General features: G+C 71.5%; 11 protein-coding genes and 2 pseudogenes. 3 read left to right on the forward strand and 10 right to left on the reverse strand.

Annotated elements, in window-relative coordinates:
* Positions 1 to 8: 8 nt before the first annotated feature.
* Positions 9 to 875, reverse strand: a complete 867-nt coding sequence (locus tag ACFYZR_RS19395; protein WP_391911740.1) for an ABC transporter permease — start codon at positions 873 to 875, stop codon at positions 9 to 11.
* Positions 865 to 1,734 carry an ABC transporter ATP-binding protein gene (locus tag ACFYZR_RS19400; protein WP_391911742.1) on the reverse strand — a complete coding sequence of 290 codons (870 nt, stop codon included), beginning with the start codon at positions 1,732 to 1,734 and terminating at the stop codon, positions 865 to 867. The genes ACFYZR_RS19395 and ACFYZR_RS19400 overlap by 11 nt, the downstream gene beginning before the upstream one ends.
* Before the next feature lie 243 nt (positions 1,735 to 1,977).
* Between ACFYZR_RS19400 and ACFYZR_RS19405 the strand changes: the two genes are divergently transcribed.
* Both ACFYZR_RS19405 and ACFYZR_RS19410 read left to right on the forward strand, forming a co-directional pair.
* Positions 1,978 to 3,633: an ATP-binding protein gene (locus tag ACFYZR_RS19405; protein ID WP_391911744.1), complete on the forward strand. Its 1,656-nt coding sequence runs from the start codon at positions 1,978 to 1,980 to the stop codon at positions 3,631 to 3,633.
* A complete protein-coding gene (locus ACFYZR_RS19410; protein ID WP_361699081.1) occupies positions 3,630 to 4,307 on the forward strand; it encodes a response regulator in 678 nt (225 codons plus the stop codon). Before ACFYZR_RS19405 ends, ACFYZR_RS19410 begins: the two co-directional genes overlap by 4 nt.
* 47 nt (positions 4,308 to 4,354) lie before the next feature.
* Here the strand turns inward: ACFYZR_RS19410 and ACFYZR_RS19415 are convergent, their stop codons facing one another.
* The 3 genes from ACFYZR_RS19415 to ACFYZR_RS19425 form a co-directional block, all read right to left on the reverse strand.
* Positions 4,355 to 5,029 carry a response regulator gene (locus ACFYZR_RS19415; RefSeq protein WP_391911896.1) on the reverse strand — a complete coding sequence of 225 codons (675 nt, stop codon included), beginning with the start codon at positions 5,027 to 5,029 and terminating at the stop codon, positions 4,355 to 4,357.
* A 77-nt stretch (positions 5,030 to 5,106) separates the two neighbouring features.
* Positions 5,107 to 6,270, reverse strand: coding sequence for a sensor histidine kinase (locus ACFYZR_RS19420; protein WP_391911746.1), 1,164 nt, complete (start codon positions 6,268 to 6,270; stop codon positions 5,107 to 5,109).
* Positions 6,271 to 6,393: 123 nt separating this feature from the next.
* Positions 6,394 to 8,514, reverse strand: coding sequence for a type IIA DNA topoisomerase subunit B (locus ACFYZR_RS19425; RefSeq protein ID WP_391911748.1), 2,121 nt, complete (start codon positions 8,512 to 8,514; stop codon positions 6,394 to 6,396).
* Between the two features lie 431 nt (positions 8,515 to 8,945).
* Here ACFYZR_RS19425 and ACFYZR_RS19430 point away from each other — a divergent pair, with 431 nt between their 5' ends.
* Entirely contained in the window at positions 8,946 to 9,176 is a 231-nt protein-coding gene (locus tag ACFYZR_RS19430; protein ID WP_071961820.1) for a hypothetical protein, read from the forward strand.
* Positions 9,177 to 9,327: 151 nt separating this feature from the next.
* Here ACFYZR_RS19430 and ACFYZR_RS19435 read toward each other — a convergent pair whose 3' ends face one another.
* The 5 genes and pseudogenes from ACFYZR_RS19435 to ACFYZR_RS19455 all read right to left on the reverse strand — a co-directional run bounded on the left by ACFYZR_RS19435 (position 9,328) and on the right by ACFYZR_RS19455 (position 15,353).
* Positions 9,328 to 10,308 (reverse strand): S1 family peptidase, encoded by a 981-nt coding sequence (locus tag ACFYZR_RS19435; RefSeq protein ID WP_391911750.1) that lies wholly within the window; start codon positions 10,306 to 10,308, stop codon positions 9,328 to 9,330.
* 156 nt (positions 10,309 to 10,464) lie between these two features.
* Positions 10,465 to 11,637 (reverse strand): annotated as a pseudogene (locus tag ACFYZR_RS19440) (RNA polymerase sigma factor); the annotation flags it as partial.
* A 71-nt stretch (positions 11,638 to 11,708) separates the two neighbouring features.
* Positions 11,709 to 12,015, reverse strand: a pseudogene (locus ACFYZR_RS19445) (RNA polymerase sigma factor); the annotation flags it as partial.
* Between the two features lie 379 nt (positions 12,016 to 12,394).
* Positions 12,395 to 13,333, reverse strand: coding sequence for a FadR/GntR family transcriptional regulator (locus tag ACFYZR_RS19450; RefSeq protein WP_391911752.1), 939 nt, complete (start codon positions 13,331 to 13,333; stop codon positions 12,395 to 12,397).
* 175 nt (positions 13,334 to 13,508) lie between these two features.
* The gene (locus tag ACFYZR_RS19455; RefSeq protein WP_391911754.1) at positions 13,509 to 15,353 is read right to left on the reverse strand and encodes an ATP-binding cassette domain-containing protein; all 1,845 of its coding nucleotides are present in this window, start codon (positions 15,351 to 15,353) and stop codon (positions 13,509 to 13,511) included.
* Positions 15,354 to 15,431 lie beyond the last annotated feature (78 nt).

Here is a 15,431-nt window from a genome sequence, read left to right on the forward strand (position 1 = left end):
GGTGGGGGTCAGCGCTCGCCGGGCGCCGGGGGCTTCCAGCGGAAGAGCCGCTTCTCCAGGAAGGTCAGCAGCCCCTCGGCGAGCAGGGCGACGACGGCGAGGATGACCATCGACGCGTACACCCCGGCGGTGTTGAAGCTGCCCTGGGAGGCGGAGACGAGCAGGCCGATGCCCTTGTCGGCGCCGACGTACTCGCCGACGATCGCGCCGATCAGCGCGAAGCCGAAGCTGACGTGGAGGCTGGTGAAGATCCAGGTGGTGGCGGCGGGGATGACGACCTGGAGGGTCACCTGCCGGTTGCTCGCGCCCAGGATCCGGGCGTTGGCGACGAAGTTGCGGTCCACCTCGCGGGCGCCCTGGAAGGCGTTGAAGAAGACGGGGAAGAAGACCAGCACCACGGCCGAGGCGACCTTGGAGGCGGGCCCGAGGCCGAACCAGATCACGAAGACCGGCGCCAGGACGATCCTGGGCAGCGCGTTGAGCACCTTGATGTAGGGGCCGAGGACGGCGGCGAGGAAGCGGACCCGGCCGAGGACGATACCGAGGACCACTCCGGCCGTCACGCCCACGACCCAGCCGAGCAGGGCCTCGTAGAGCGTGTACGCGATCTGCTCGCCGAGCGAGCCCTGCGGGGTGCCGTGGAGGGTCCACTGGACGATCTGGTCCCAGACCTTCGACGGCATCGAGAAGTTGAAGGCGTCGATGGCCTCGGTACGGGCCAGCACCTCCCAGGCGCCCAGGAGGAGGGCTAGGAGCAGGGCGCGCGCGCCGAGGACCCGCAGCTTGTGGTTGCGTGCCGCACGCGCTCGCGCTTCCGTACGCCCCTGGGGGCGCTTCTGTGTGACGACAGCGGCGGAGATGGACTCAGGCGACATGAGCGGCACCCCTTTCCCGGGTGATACGGACTTCCTCGCCGAGGGAGGACCAGATCTCCCGGTAGATCTCGATGAACCGGGGCTCCAGACGCACGGATTCGACCCTCCGGGGGCGGGGCAGGTCGATCGGGAAGACCTCCTTGACGGTGGCCGGCCCGGCCGTCATCACGACGACCCTGTCGGCGAGCGCGATGGCCTCCTCCAGGTCGTGGGTGACGAAGACGACGGAGGCGGCCCGGCCGTCGGGGCGCGAACCGCCCCACAGCTCCAGGAGTTCGTCCGACATCAGCGCCCGGGTCTGTACGTCCAGGGCCGAGAACGGCTCGTCCATCAGCAGGATCGCGGGATCGCCCACGAAGGTCTGGGCGAGTGCCACGCGCTTGCGCTGGCCGCCGGAGAGCTGGTGCGGATAGCGGTCCTCGAACGCCGCGAGCCCCACCCGGCCCAGCCAGTCACGGGCCCTTTCGCGCGCCTCCGCCTTCGGCACTCCCCGGAAGCGCGGGCCGGCCATCACGTTCGACAGCACCGTCCGCCAGGGGAAGACCGCGTCCTGCTGGAAGACGAAGCCGACCTCGGGCCGGATGCCGGTCACGGGCTCACCGCCCACCAGCACCTCGCCCTCGGTGGGCTCCTCCAGACCGCTCACCAGCGTGAGCGTGGTGGACTTGCCGCAGCCGGTCGGGCCGACGACCGCCACGAACTCCCCCTGGGCGACGGTGAGGTCGAGATCGCGCACGGCCGTGTGGTCCGCCCCCGAGGGGGTGCGGAACACCTTGGTCGCACCGCGCAGCTCGATCGCCGGCGCCACGGCCGGCCGTGGTGTGCCGCCGGGGTTCTCCCCTGGGTTGCCGCTGTTCATAGGGCGCCTCCGCTCCTGGGTGTCCGGCCCCGCCGCCCGTGCGGGACGACCGGTGCTGGAGGCTAGGAGTGGCCTGCGCCACAGCGGCAGTCTTGTGTGCGCTGTGCGACTTCAGCGTACGAAGCCTGTTCTGCTCGTTTTGCTCGCGATAGAACAACGAAAGTGACACGGGGGTGACACAAGAGGCCATCGTCCGGCTACGTTCGGTACACACCCTTGGCCCGGAAGCGAAAGGCTCTCTCCATGCGCCCCCGGTTGCCCCGGCGTGTCTTCGCCCAGGCCCTGTCCGTCCAGCTGCTGATCACCACCGGTGTCACCGCACTGACCGCCGGTCTCTTCCTCGCGCCCCTGGGCGCCCAGCTGGACGAGCAGGCCGAACACCGGGCGCTGGCCATCGCCGAGGCGGCCGCCGCCCAGCCCGGGCTCGCCCACGACATCCTGGCCGGGCCACCGAGCCCCGACGGGCCGGTGCAGACCGCCGCCGAGCGCATCCGCCTGGCGACGGACGCCAGCTACGTCGTGGTCGTCGACACCCGGGGCATCCGCTACTCCCACACCACACCCGCCGAGATCGGCCGGCATGTCAGCACCGATCCCGGCCCGGCCCTGGCCGGGCACGAGTGGACGGGCATCGAGAACGGCACCCTGGGCCGCTCGGCGCGCGGCAAGGTGCCGCTGCGCGGACCGGAGGGCGCGATCGTGGGCGCCGTCTCGGTCGGCATCGCCTACGACGACGTGCGCGACGTCCTGCTGCACGCCCTGCCCGGCATCCTCACCAACGCGGGAGCGGCGCTCGCGGTCGGCGCGCTGGCGGCCCTGGCCGTCTCCTTGCGGCTGCGCAAACGCACCCGAGGCATCGCGCTGTCGGAGATCGCCGCCCTCCTCGACGAGCGCGAGGCCATCCTCCACGGCATCCGCGAGGGGGTGGTGGCCCTCGACCGGAAGGGCAGGGTCCGGCTCGTCAACGACGAGGCGCGGCGGCTGCTGGGCATCGGCCCCGACGCCCTCGGCCGACCGCTGGACGTCCTCCTCCCGCCCGGCCGGACCACCGATGTGCTGGCGGGCCGGGTGGCCGGCACGGACCTGCTCACCGTCCGGGACGGCCGGGTCCTGGTCGTCAACCGGATGGACACCGCCGACGGCGGAACCGTGGCCACGCTCCGCGACCGTACGGAACTCGAACAGCTGGGCCGCGAACTGGACGGCACCCGGGGGCTGACGGAGGCGTTGCGCGCCCAGGACCACGAGCACGCCAACCGGCTGCACACCCTCGTCGGGCTGCTGGAACTGGAGATGTACCAGGAGGCGGTCGACTTCGTGGCCGAGGTGACCGGGGCGCACCGGGCCACCGCCGAGCAGGTCACCGAGCGGGTCCATGAACCGCTGGTCAGCGCCCTGTTGGTGGGCAAGAGCGCGGTCGCCGCGGAGCGCGGGGTGGCGCTGCGAGTGAGCGAGGAATCGGATCTGCCGGGCCGGGTGGTGGATCCGCGGGACCTCGTCACCGTGCTGGGCAATCTCGTGGACAACGCCCTGGACGCCGCCGGGAACTACCGGCCGGACGCCTTTGTGGAGGTCGGGATCCGGGCGGAGGGCACGACGGCCGTGGTCACGGTCTCCGACAACGGCCCCGGTGTCCCGGAGGAGGCCCGCGAACTAGTCTTCGCCGACGGCTGGTCCACCAAGAAGGCCGCGCCGAACCGCCCCCGGGGGCTGGGCCTCTCGCTCGTACGGCGCCTCGCCGAACGGTACGGCGGCTCGGCCCGCGCGGGTGAACGGGACGGCGGCGGCGCGCTGTTCACCGTGGAACTGCCGGACGCCCTCCACCCCTTGACGTCGGGAGCAGCGGTGACGGGCACACGGGCGTCGGGCACACGATCCCTCGAAGGAGTGAGCAGATGATCGAGGTCCTGGTCGTGGACGACGACTTCCGCGTCGCCGAGATCAATGCCGCGTATGTCATGCGCGTGCCGGGCTTCCGGGTGCGGGCCACGGCCCACAACGCCGCGCAGGCGCTGGCGCTCCTGGAGCGTGGGGGCATCGATCTGGTGCTCCTCGACCACTATCTGCCGGACGAGAGCGGGCTGTCGCTGATCCGCCGCATCCGGGAACTCGGCCATCACACGGACGTCATCATGGTGACCGCGGCCCGTGATGTCGCGACCGTGCAGACGGCCATGCGCTATGGCGCGCTTCAGTATCTGGTGAAGCCGTTCACCTTTCCGGGGTTGCGGGTGAAGCTGGAGGCGTACGCGCGGCTGCGGCGGACCCTGGCGGGCGCCGAGGAGGCGGAGCAGGACCAGGTCGACCGGATCTTCGGCACCCTGCGCACCGCCGCCGTCACCGCGCCCCTGCCCAAGGGGCACTCGGCGCCGACGGCCGACCTGATCCGCCGGGTGCTCTCGGACGCCTCGCAGCCGCTGTCGGCCCACGAGGTCGCGGAGCGCTCGGGGCTGAGCCGGTCGACCGCCCAGCGGTACCTCAAACGGCTGGAGGAGTCGGGCAGGCTCAGCCTGACGCTCAAGTACGGCGAGACGGGCCGCCCCGAGCATCGCTATGCCTGGTCAGGGCGGTGACATCCCGTCGGCTCGTCCGGACATGAAGTCTCCAGGGCATGGAGTCGTCAGGACATGGAGGCCTCCGGTGGCCGCGCGATGCCGTGCCGGTAGGCGTATCGCACGGCCTGGGCCCGGTCGCGCACCCCGGTCTTGGCGAAGAGGTTGTTGATATGGGTCTTCACCGTCGCGGTGCTGACCTGGAGGCGGCGGGCGATCTCACCGTTGGACAGGCCCTCGGCGACGAGTGAGAGGACTTCCGCCTCACGCGCCGTCAGCCCGTCCGGAAGCTCGCGCGGAGGCCACGGCGCCGCCGGCGGACGCTGGACCGCTCCCGTGGAAAGGCGCTCCAGCAGCCGCAGTTGCACCTTCGGGGACAGCCCCGCCTCCCCCGACATCACATGCTCGACGGCCCGTACGATCTCCTCCCCGCCGGCGTCCTTGGTGAGATAGCCGCGCGCGCCGGCCCGCAACGCGGGAAAGAGCGAGTCGTCGTCGGCGTAGGTCGTCAGGATCACGACCTGAGTGGCCGGATACTCGGCACGGATCCGCCGGGTGGCCTCGACACCGTCGCACCGCGGCATCCGCAGATCCATCAGCACCACATCGGGCGCGTGCTCGGCCACCAGCCGTACCGCTTCCAGCCCGTCCGCCGCCGAACCCACGACCTCGATCCCCGGCAACAGCCCCAGCAGCATCACGATCCCCTCGCGCACCACGGTCTGGTCGTCGACGACCACCACCCGTGCGGCCCTTGGCCCCGCGCTTCCCTCCCCGGCGGCGCTCCCCTGCCCGCTCGCTCCGCCGCTCGTACCGCCCGTCACGTGGGCACCCTCAGACACACCACAAAGCCCTCCTGGTCCGATCCGGCCGGCCCGGCCTCCAGCGTGCCGCCGAGCAGTTCGGCGCGCTCCCTCATCCCGAGCAGACCGTACCCGGCGCCGGTGGCCGCCAGCCCCTCGACCGTGCCCTCCGCTCCGCTGTCCTTCACCCAGAGCTCCACCTCTCGCTCCAGATAGGTGAACCGCATCTCCACCCGAGCGCCTGGAGCGTGCTTGCGCACATTGGTGAGCGCCTCCTGCGCGACCCTCCGCACGGCCAGCCCCGCCTCCGCGGGCAGCCCACGCGGCTCCCCCGCCATCTCCAGCCGCGCCCCCTCGGCCGCCGCGACCTCCCGCAGGAACTCCTCCACCGGCGTGAGCTCCCCCCGCAGGGCGGACAGCGCCTGCCGTGTCTCGGCCAGGCCCTGGCGCGCCATGCCCCGGGCCGACGACACCCGCTCAAGGATCTGCTGGCGGTCCGCGTCGCCCTCGATCAGCAGCCGGGCGGCCTCCAGATGCACCAGCTGGGCGGAGAGGCTGTGCGCCAGCACGTCGTGTATCTCCCTGGCGATACGGGCGCGCTCGGCCAGCGCCGCCGACTCCGCCTCGGCCCGCCGGGCGGCCCGCTCCTGGGCCAGCAACCGGAACCCGGCGCTCCGGGCCTCCTCGTCGAGCCGCAGCGAGTACCCGATCAGCAGCACGCCCACGACCGTCACCGCGGTCATCACCGACCGCTCGGGGGTGACCAGCGCGTATGTTCCCAGGCACACACCGGCGAAAGCCACCCCGACGCCCAGGGGCAGCCGCTCCACGGCGATGGCGGCGCTGACGTACCACAGCCCCGTTGCCGCGGCGTGCGACCCGGCCGCCTGGGCGGCCACCCCCACCAGCGCCGGCACACCCAGCAGCGCGACGGAGGGCCACAGCCGCATGGCGAGCGTCGTCAGATAGCACCCCCGCACGGCGGCGGCGCAGAGCAGGAAGCCGGCCGCGAGCGCGGCGTACCCCCATCCATGGAAGACGTCCTCACGGAGCACCCCCCATAGGAAGGCGCCCACCAGGACGACGCGCACCACCCACGTCATCACCTGGCGCCGCCGGGGCACTCCCACCCCGGCGAGCGCCTCGCGGGCGGGCCATTCGGTCCAGTTCTCGATCGCCACGCGTCCCACGCTACGGAGTCGGCTCCCGGCGCGTATCGGAGCACGGGTGGGTTCCGGGTGGATCCCGGGTGGAGATGTCCTCTCCACCCGGGGGTGGACCTCAGGTGTGCCGCCCGGGGGCCGTCAGGCGTCGATGCGCGAGCGGTCCAGCGTGGCGGCGGAGTTGGTGATGAACTCCTTGCGCGGCGCGACCTCATTGCCCATCAGCAGGTCGAAGGCGCGCTCGGCGGCCTCCAGGTCGCTGATGTTGATCCGGCGCAGGGTGCGGTGACGGGGGTCCATCGTGGTCTCGGCGAGCTGGTCGGCGTCCATCTCACCCAGACCCTTGTAGCGCTGGATGCTCTCCTTGTAGCGGGTGCCCTTGCGGTCCAGCTCCATCAGCGTCTGTCGCAGCTCGCTGTCGGAGTAGGTGTAGATGTACTTGTCCTGGCCCTTCTTGGGGTGCGTCAGCTCCACCCGGTGCAGCGGGGGCACCGCCGAGAAGACCCGGCCTTCCTCCACCATCGGCCGCATGTAGCGCTGGAACAGGGTCAGCAGCAGGCAGCGGATGTGCGCGCCGTCCACATCGGCGTCGGCGAGGAAGATCACCTTCCCGTACCGCGCGGCGTCGATGTCGAACGTGCGGCCGGACCCGGCTCCTATCACCTGGATGATCGCGCCGCACTCGGCGTTCTTCAGCATGTCCGAGACGGAGGACTTCTGGACGTTGAGGATCTTGCCGCGGATCGGCAGCAGCGCCTGGAACTCCGAGTTCCGCGCCAGCTTGGCCGTACCGAGGGCCGAGTCGCCCTCGACGATGAACAGCTCGCTGCGCTCGACGTCGTCGCTGCGGCAGTCGGCCAGCTTGGCCGGCAGGGAGGAGGACTCCAGCGCCGTCTTCCGCCGCTGGGCCTCCTTGTGCTGGCGGGCGGCGATCCGGGTGCGGGCCGCCGCGACGACCTTCTCCAGCACGGCCCGGGCCTGCTGCTTGGCGTCGCGCTTGGTGGAGGTCAGGAACGCCTTGAGCTCCTTGGCGACCACGTTGGCGACGATCCGGTTGGCGGCCGAGGTGCCCAGCACCTCCTTGGTCTGGCCCTCGAACTGCGGCTCCGCCAGCCGGACGGTCACGACCGCCGTGAGCCCCTCCATGGCGTCGTCCTTGACGACGTCGTCCTCGGCGACCCGCAGCAGCTTGGCCGACCGGAGCGCCTCGTTGACCGTCTTGGTGATCGACCGCTCGAACCCGGTGACGTGCGTACCGCCCTTGGGGGTGGCGATGATGTTGACGAAGGACTTCACCGTGGAGTCGTAGCCGGTGCCCCAGCGCAGGGCGATGTCCACGCCGAGCTCACGGGTGACCTCGGTGGGGGTCATGTGGCCCCGGTCGTCGAGGACCGGCACGGTCTCCTTGAAGGTGCCCTGCCCGGACAGCCGCAGCACGTCGCAGACGGCCTTGTCCTGCGCGAGGAACTCGCAGAACTCGCTGATGCCGCCGTCGTAGCGGAACGTCTCCTCGGTGATCTCGCCGCCGTCCAGGGCCCGCTCGTCGCGGACGACGATCGTCAGCCCCGGCACCAGGAACGCCGTCTGCCGGGCGCGCCCGTAGAGGGTCTCCAGGGAGAGCTTGGCGTCCTTGAGGAAGATCTGGCGGTCCGCCCAGTAGCGGACGCGGGTGCCGGTGCGGGCCTTGGCGACCTTCTTGCCCTTGAGCAGACCCCCGGAGGGGTCGAAGGGGGCGTCCGGGCCCGACTCGGTGAAGATGCCGGGGACGCCCCGGCGGAAGCTGATCGAGTGGGTCCTGCTGTTCCGGTCGACCTCGACGTCCAGCCGCGCGGAGAGCGCGTTGACGACGGAGGCGCCGACCCCGTGCAGACCGCCGGAGGCCGCGTACGAGCCGCCGCCGAACTTGCCGCCCGCGTGCAGCTTGGTCATCACGACCTCGACACCGGACAGCCCGGTCTTGGGCTCGACGTCCACGGGGATGCCGCGGCCGTTGTCCCGCACCTCCACCGACCCGTCGTCGTGGAGGATCACCTCGATGTGGTCGCAGAACCCGCCGAGGGCTTCGTCGACGGAGTTGTCGATGATCTCCCAGAGGCAGTGCATCAGGCCGCGACTGTCCGTCGAGCCGATGTACATGCCCGGCCGCTTACGGACGGCCTCCAGGCCCTCGAGGACGAGCAGGTGCCGAGCGGTGTAGTTGGATCCGTCCCGGTCTGCCCCGGTCAGCAACGCAGTGGACGGCACGGACGTCTCGGCGGTCACGCGGTTCGCTCCTCGCTGAATTTCTGTCTGGCCCGAGTGGGGCACATGGGTGGCTCAGTTGCCGTTCAGAGGGTACCGAGGCCAGGTAGAGCCTTTGTGCCGCCACCCTTGAGAACAACCATGCTAATCGAGCTTCGATCACTTGTTCGATACCTCGATGGAGTGACATGCACATCACGTTCCCTTCGAGGCATGAACCATTTAGGCTCCGGGCACGTCCTCAAGAACAACCCGGCAAGCCGGCCGGGAGGACGACAACCCCCAGCGATGTGAAACCGTAAGCCCACGCAATACGGCTCATTCGCCGCCAAACGTCAAGATCCGGCCCACTCGAAAGGAAGTTTCGAGGAAAAGCCACGAGCGGGAACGTTTTCGGCCTGGTTGGATGTTGACCCTGGTACGACAGCTCGTCGAGCTAGAGAAGAGGCGACGTGACTACTGTTCTGACCCCCGCGAGCCCGCTGACGGCCGCTGACCGCTGCGACCGGTGCGGCGCTCAGGCTTACCTGCGCGTCGTTCTCATGAGCGGCGGTGAACTGCTCTTCTGCGCCCACCACGGCCGCAAGTTCGAGCCAGAACTCAAGAAGATCGCCGCGGAAATACAGGACGAGACGGAGCGGCTCACCGCCGTGCCGGCGTCCGCGTCCGACGAGGACCGCTGAGTCCGCGCGGTGCAGCGCTGACACATCGCATCCGACGACGAGCGAGGTCCGGCCAGCCAGGGCCGGACAGCCGCGGGCGGCCACCCCACCGGGGAGGCCGCCCGCTCTCGTACCCTCCCGCGGCCCCAGGCGCTCGGCGGCGACGCCGGCCTCAGGCCCATCGCGGTCTCCGGCCCGGCCGTTTCCCGGCCCCCGGAGCGGGCGGCGCCACCTGCGGGGACGCGGAGGGGGCGGTCGGCGGGGCCGGTGGCCGGGCAGGCGGCGCCACCGAAGGCTGCGCGGGCGGCGGAGCGGCCGGTGGAGCGGCTCCCGGAGCCGGGTCGACACTGTGCGCCCACACCAGCGCGGCGACGGCGGAGACGCGCGTATAGACCCCTGGACGGCCCGCCTGGGCGCAACCACTCCCCCAGGACACCAGCCCCACGAGGCGTCCCCGCGCCACCAGCGGGCCCCCGCTGTCGCCCTGGCAGGCGTCCCGGCCACCGCGCGGCAGCCCCGCGCAGAGCATGGTCGACGGCTGGTAGACCCCTTCGGGGCCGCCCGGGTAGGCCTGCCGGCACGTCCCGTCGTCCATGACGTACACCAGCGCCCCCCGCAGCGTGGGCGAGTACGCGCCGTTGCCCAGCACGTCACCCCAGCCGTAGACGCCCGCCTCCGTACCGGGCTTGTAGGCCGCGTCCCCCTCCTTCGCCATGGCGATCGGGGCCCTGTCGGTGACCGGTTCGGCCAGGGTGAGGACGGCGACGTCCCCGCCGTTGGTCTCGGGGTTGAAGGCGGGGTTGACCCAGGCGTCCTTGAGCGCGATCTCCTTCCCCGCGCCGCCGCGCAGGTCGTCACGCCCCACGATCACCCGCAGGTCCTTCGCCTCGGACATCTCGACGCCAAGGACTTCACGGCTGAGACAGTGGGCCGCCGTCACGACCGTCGTACGGCTCACCAGGGCACCGCCGCAGAACTGACCCGACCGCACGGGGCCGAACCGCTCACGGCTCCCCAGAGCCACCGTCCAGGGCACGTCCGCGACCTTCACGGACTGCCCGCCGATGATCCCGCGGTTTCCCGCCCGCACCGGGACGGGGGCCACCAGCAGCAGCACGGCCGTTCCGATCAGCGGGTACCTCAGGGCGCGCATACACAGCCTCCTGACGGAGCGAAATTCTTTGCCTACCCAGCGTCACCCCGCACGCCGGTCACCGCATCCCGGAAGACAGCGGGGCCCGGCCCCTCGGAGGAGGAACCGGGCCCCACGGCGATCGATCTATCGCTCTGTCAGGACTGGCTGTCAGGACTAGTCGAGGTAGTCGCGCAGCACCTGGGAACGCGACGGGTGACGCAGCTTCGACATCGTCTTGGACTCGATCTGACGGATGCGCTCACGCGTCACCCCGTAGACCTTGCCGATCTCGTCGAGCGTCTTCGGCTGACCGTCGGTGAGACCGAAGCGCATCGAGACCACGCCGGCCTCGCGCTCGCTGAGGGTGTCCAGAACGGAGTGCAGCTGCTCCTGGAGGAGGGTGAAGCTGACCGCGTCGGCCGGCACGACCGCCTCGGAGTCCTCGATGAGGTCACCGAACTCGCTGTCGCCGTCCTCACCCAGAGGGGTGTGGAGGGAGATCGGCTCACGGCCGTACTTCTGGACCTCGATGACCTTCTCGGGGGTCATGTCGAGCTCCTTGGCCAGCTCCTCCGGGGTGGGCTCACGGCCCAGGTCCTGGAGCATCTGGCGCTGGACACGCGCGAGCTTGTTGATGACCTCGACCATGTGCACCGGGATGCGGATGGTGCGGGCCTGGTCGGCCATCGCGCGCGTGATGGCCTGGCGGATCCACCAGGTCGCGTACGTGGAGAACTTGTAGCCCTTGGTGTAGTCGAACTTCTCCACCGCGCGGATCAGACCGAGGTTGCCCTCCTGGATCAGGTCCAGGAAGAGCATGCCGCGGCCGGTGTAGCGCTTGGCCAGGGAGACCACCAGACGGAGGTTGGCCTCCAGGAGGTGGTTCTTGGCGCGCCGGCCGTCCTCGGCGATGATCTCCAGCTCGCGCTTGAGCTTCGGGGCCAGCTTGTCGGCGTTCGCCAGCTTGTCCTCGGCGAACAGACCGGCCTCGATGCGCTTGGCGAGCTCGACCTCCTGCTCGGCGTTGAGCAGGGGGACCTTGCCGATCTGCTTCAGGTAGTCCTTCACCGGGTCGGCGGTGGCACCGGCCACCGCGACCTGCTGCGCCGGGGCGTCGTCCTCGTCCTCGTCGGACAGGACGAAGCCCTTGTTCTCGCCGCTCTCCTCCTCGTCCTCACCCTTGCCCGGGGTGGGGGTCTCCTCGAGGAGATCCTCGTCGAGGAGTTCGTCGGCGTCCTTCTTGGCGGCCGTCTTCTTGGCCGTCGTCTTCTTGGCGGCGGTCTTCTTGGCCACCGTCTTCTTGGCCGTCGCCTTCTTGGCGGCGGTCTTCTTGGCGGGCGCCACGGCCTCGTCCGTCTCGTCGCCGTACGCGCCCTGGGCGGACGTGGACGTCGAGACGGAGGACTGCCGCGCCGTGACCGTCTTGGAGGAGACGGCCTTGGTGGCGGTGCGCTTCGCCGGGCTCTTCGCTGCGACGCTCTTGCGGGTGCGCTTGGGCGCCTCTGCGGCACTGACCATCAGCGTCACACCCTCCTCGTCGAGGACCTGGTTGAGGCTGCGCAGAACGTTCTTCCACTGGGTTGGCGGAATCTGGTCAGCCTCGAAGGCCCGACGCACGTCGTCGCCGGCGATCTGCCCCTCGGCCTTTCCCTGCTCGATGAGCGCCATCAGAGACTCGGATTCGGCGATCTCCGGCGGGAGCGTACGGGATGTGCTGGCCGACACGAACAACCTCTCGGAACGATGGAAACGGCTTCCGGCCCCGTCCGCTCTGGACCGGGCCGACGACCGTCGGCAAGGATGAACCGACGGCGCGTGGGCGGTAGTGCGGAGAAGACAGCACCTCCATCGAGGCGCGTATTCCCTCCGCGGCCACCACCTCTTTAGTCATCGCGCTGTCACAAGGAGCGTTACGCCCAATCCTCGTGGCCCGAGTCACACCCCAAAACAGGGTGAAAGGCCCCTGAAGTGGACAGATCGCGAACACTGCCGCCGTCGGCGGCCGCGCGGAACGGCTCGCCCGGTGCGTGCGTACGACCTCGTACGCACGCGCCGGCCGAGCGGCCCCGCACGCGCCGCCCCGTCCGCGGGGCCCGTCCCGCGCTCAGTGCTCGCGCGGGGCGGGCACCACTCGCTCGACCTCGGGGTGGGTGACGAGCAGCTGGCGCATGGCCGCCTCGGCCCCCGCGGCGTCCCCGGCGGCGACGGCGTCGACGATCCGCAGGTGCTGCCCGACGCCCGCCTCGGTGGGACGGTCGCAGCCGCCGGTGGAGGCGCCGGAGACGTGGAGGGCGGCGGAGACGATCCCCGAGAGGTGCTCCAGCATGCGGTTGCCCGCGACCTGGAGGAGCAGGGAGTGGAACTCGGCGTCGGCGCGGGTGAAGGTGAGGGAGTCGCCCTGGGCGAGGGCGTGGCCCATGATCTCGGCCATGTCGGCGAGGCGCTGCTGGATGTCCTCGCGGCCGTGACCGGCGGCGAGCCGGGCGGCCAGCGGCTCGATCGTCCAGCGCAGCTCGCACAGCTCCCGGCGCTGGTCCTCGCGCTGTGGACCGAAGGCGCGCCATTCGATGATGTCGGGGTCGAGGAGGTTCCAGTCGCTGACGGGCCGGACCCGGGTGCCCACGTTGGGGCGGGCGCTGACCAGGCCCTTGGCCTCGAGGACGCGCAGGGATTCGCGGACGACGGTGCGGGAGACCTCGAAGCGCTGCCCGATCTCCTCCGGGACCAGCGGGCGGTCGGCGCCCAGGTCACCGGAGACGATCATCTGGCCCAGCTGCTGTACGAGCTGGCCGTGCAGCCCTCGGCCACGGCTGCCTGCGGCGCGGCGGCCCGCGCGGCTCAGCTCCGCGTCGCCGTCCCAGGCGGGCGGGGCTCCGCGGTCGGCCCCGGGGGCGTCCGCGTAGGAGTAGCGGTCAAGCTCGCCCGGGCCTGCGAGGCCGGAGTCGGCGGGGCGAGCCGCGGTCATCATGGTGTGCGCAAGGGTACTCACGCTTCCTTTGTCGGCGACACCTCGAAGGCCCTTGAGGTCTTTGGTGAAAAGCACACGAAAGGGTGATCGCCCATTACCTTGCAATTGACGCTCAAATAGCCAGAATCGGGCGCCTCCCTGGGCTGGCCAACTGCGGAGAGTGATGGATCCGCCGGATTCTCCGCGGCCCCTCCGGGCTGATTGTCACTCTGCGTTCGCCGCGGCCCGGCGAAGCGCACTAGCACAGCGCTCACCTGGGCCGCCCGCGGATCACGGTCAGCACATACGCGCCGAGCAGCCCCGCCAGCGACAGCGCGAGCGCCCATCCGATCGGCTGCGACATCAGGCGCAGCGCTGCCTCGATCCCCTGGTCGACGCCGGACGGCCAGCGCACCAGGGCCGCCGAGCGCAGCCGCTCCGGCAGGCCGATCAGCGACCGGGCCTCGGGCCGGGAGAGCGCGCCGCCCAGTACGGGGACCACCAGCGTGGGTACGGCGAGGACCGCCACCAGCCCGAGCGCGGTGGACCGGAACAGCCCGGCCGCGAGCAGTCCCGCCCAGGCGCACCCCAGGACGAGGCAGGTCCAGCCCACGAGCGCGGCCGCCCAGCCGCCGGGGAGGAGGGGGACGGCCGGGCCGAAGAGGGTCCGCAGGGCGGCTGCGTCGAGACCGAGCGCGGTCAGCGCGAGGAGCAGGGCGGTTCCCGCCGAGACCGCGAGCTTGGCGCCGAGCAGCCCCAGTCTGCGCGGCACGGTGCCCTGGTCCGGGGCGAGCGCGGGGTAGCGGAATTCCTGGCCGAAGGAGAGCGAGCCCAGGAGACCGGCCGCGAAGGCGGCCGGCGGCAGGGGCAGCCAGAGCGGCCAGCCGACGAGCAGCCGCGACGTCGGGTCGGCTCCGGCGCGCGCGAGCAGGACGGAGGCGAGCACGGACACGACGAGCGCCCCGCTCGCCACGCCCCAGCCGGTGCGCACGCCGGTGGCGCGGCGCAGTTCGTATCGCAGGGGCCACGCCGGGCTCGGGGCCGGGAGCCGGTGCCGCACACCGGAACGGGCCGCGGCCTTGGGCACGGCGGATCCGTCCGGCGCGCCGTCCTCGCCGGTCGCGCCGTCGGCGGTCGTGCCGTCGGCGGTCGTGCCGTCGGCGGTCGTGCCGTCGGCGGTCGTGCCGTCGGCGTCGCGGCCGTCGGCGCGCCGCAGCGGTGCGACGGGGCCGGTGTCCGTGGTCTCCTCCGCGAGGCGATGCACGAGGATGCCGTGGCGGTAGGCGGTCTCGCCGACGACGGCGCAGCTGCTGCCGTAGACGAGGAGCCGGCTGCCCCCTTCGCGCACGACCTCGACGGGAGGGCCGCCCGGCCGCTCGTTCGCCGAGTCCGCCTCTTCGGCCAGGACATGGGCGAGGCGGTTCGCCAGGGGCGACTGGACGACGACGCGGGGGCGCAGCCGGGTGCCGGAGAAGGCGACCCCCTCCTGGTCGGCGATGAGACGCCCCTCGTCGATGGTGACGACCTGGTCGGCGATCCGGGCGGCCTCGGCAGGATCGCGCGAGGTGACCAGGACCGCACCGCCCTGGGCCGCGTAGCCGCGCAGGAGCCCGTGGAGCCACGCGGTCTCGCGGGGGGAGAGCCCTCCGGCCGGTTCGTCGAGGACGAGGGTGTGGGGGTCGCCGAGGAGCGCGGAGGCGAGGCCGAGGCGACGGTCCATGCCGAGCGAGAAGTCGCCGAGGCGCTGGTCGGCGAGGCCGCTGAGGCCGACGACCTCCAGGACGTCGTCCGCGCGCTCCGCGGGGACCCCGGCCGCGGCGCTGAGCATGCGCAGATGGCCGCGGGCGGTGCGACCGGGGTGTCCGGGGACGTCCCCGAGGAGGACACCGATCTCGCGGGCGGGATGGGGGATCCGGTCCAGGGTGCGACCACGGAAGAGCGCGACGCCGCGCCCCGCGTCGAGTCGCAGCATCAGGCGCAGGGCGGTGGTCTTGCCGGCGCCGGGCTCGCCGAGCAGCACGGTGACGCGCCCGGGGCGGGCCTCGAAGGTGAGGTCGTCGACGGCGGGGGGCTGGTGGCGGCGGGAGAGGCTGGTCAGTCCGATGGCCTGGATCATGGCTTCACTCGCGGGACGGCGGGACCGTACCGCAGCACCGTAACCCGATATGTCCTATTTGCTACGCAATGTAGATGC

The sequence above is a fragment of the Streptomyces sp. NPDC001678 genome (assembly GCF_042892945.1).
GTDB lineage: Bacteria > Actinomycetota > Actinomycetes > Streptomycetales > Streptomycetaceae > Streptomyces.